This window comes from Streptomyces calidiresistens (genome assembly GCF_014141525.1).
Classification (GTDB): Bacteria; Actinomycetota; Actinomycetes; order Streptomycetales; family Streptomycetaceae; genus Streptomyces; species Streptomyces calidiresistens.
Genome location: NZ_VKHS01001253.1, coordinates 1 through 1,049 on the forward strand (window position 1 = coordinate 1; position 1,049 = coordinate 1,049).

The 1,049-nt window shown below is 73.8% G+C and carries 2 protein-coding genes; one reads left to right on the forward strand and one right to left on the reverse strand.

All coding sequences use genetic code 11. From position 1 onward, the window contains the following. The coding region (locus FOE67_RS26715) for a ricin-type beta-trefoil lectin domain protein (RefSeq protein WP_182667391.1) at positions 1 to 422 on the forward strand (422 nt) is incomplete at its 5' end. Positions 423 to 588: 166 nt separating this feature from the next. On the opposite strand, the gene FOE67_RS26720 is transcribed toward FOE67_RS26715, so the two are convergent. Continuing rightward, positions 589 to 870 carry a metal-sensitive transcriptional regulator gene (locus FOE67_RS26720; RefSeq protein ID WP_182667392.1) on the reverse strand — a complete coding sequence of 94 codons (282 nt, stop codon included), beginning with the start codon at positions 868 to 870 and terminating at the stop codon, positions 589 to 591. Between the last annotated feature and the right edge of the window lie 179 nt (positions 871 to 1,049).

Below are 1,049 nucleotides of genomic sequence, written 5' to 3' on the forward strand. Positions count from 1 at the left end.
CCGCCCCCCAGCCGGCCGCGCCGCCCGCCGAGGACTTCTCCCGTCCCACCGGACGCATCATGGGCCTGGCCGCCAAGTGCCTGGAACCGCGCTCGACCTCCAACGGCAGCGAACTCATGCTCAACGCCTGTCACGGCGGGGCCTCGCAGCAGTGGACCTTCCACCGGGACGGCACCCTGCGCATCGCCGGGCTGTGTCTGTCGACCGCCGGGAACTCCACCAACGACGGCGCCCGGGTGGTGCTGCGCGGCTGCGGGAGCGGCGGGAACATCCAGCAGTGGCGGGTCTCGCCCAACGCCGACATCGTGAACTTCGCCGCCGACAAGTGCCTGGACGTGGCGAACGCCAACACCGCCAACGGCACGCCGATCCAGATCGCCATCTGCTCGGGCAACCCGGCGCAGAAGTGGACGGTGCCCTGACCCGGTGCACGGTTCCCACCGGGCCCGGCGCGCGCGGCGTCGGCGCACGCCGAGCCGGCCCGCGCCGCACCGGTCACCTCCCCGACGGGCCGCGCACCTCCCGGTGCGCGGCCCGCGGGCGTACCGGGGCCGGGCGCGCCCGGGCGGCACGGGGCCGGGCGCCGGCTCAGGCCAGCGACAGGAAGAGCTTCTCCAGCCGCGCCCGCATCTCCTCGCGATCGGGCGTCCCGGGGGTCTCCGGCTCGATCAGGCACTGCTGGAGGCCGGTGGCGATGATGGCGAACCCCGCCCGGTCCAGGGCCCGGGAGGCGGCGGCGAGCTGGGTGACGACCTCCTCGCAGTCGCGCCCCTCCTCGATCATGCGGATGATGCCGGCGATCTGTCCCTGGGCCCGGCGCAGCCGGTTCACCACGGTCTTCAGATCATCGGCCGCCATGGCCAGTTCCATGCCGAACTCCTCTCCTATACCCCATAGGGTATGTCGATCCCCGGGGTCAGGGCATCTCCGTACCACAGAACGGGCCCCTTGGGACCGGCGTCCGACGCCCACCACGCGGCATCCGAGCAATAGCGGGGACGCGCCCCGCCCCGGTGCCCCCATCCGCGCACCGGCACCCGGGGAAAGCC

What these genes read in the sequence shown, in the direction of transcription:
- FOE67_RS26720 (WP_182667392.1), bottom strand. Translation starts at nt 870, where the DNA reads ATGGAACTGGCCATGGCGGCCGATGATCTGAAGACCGTGGTGAACCGG.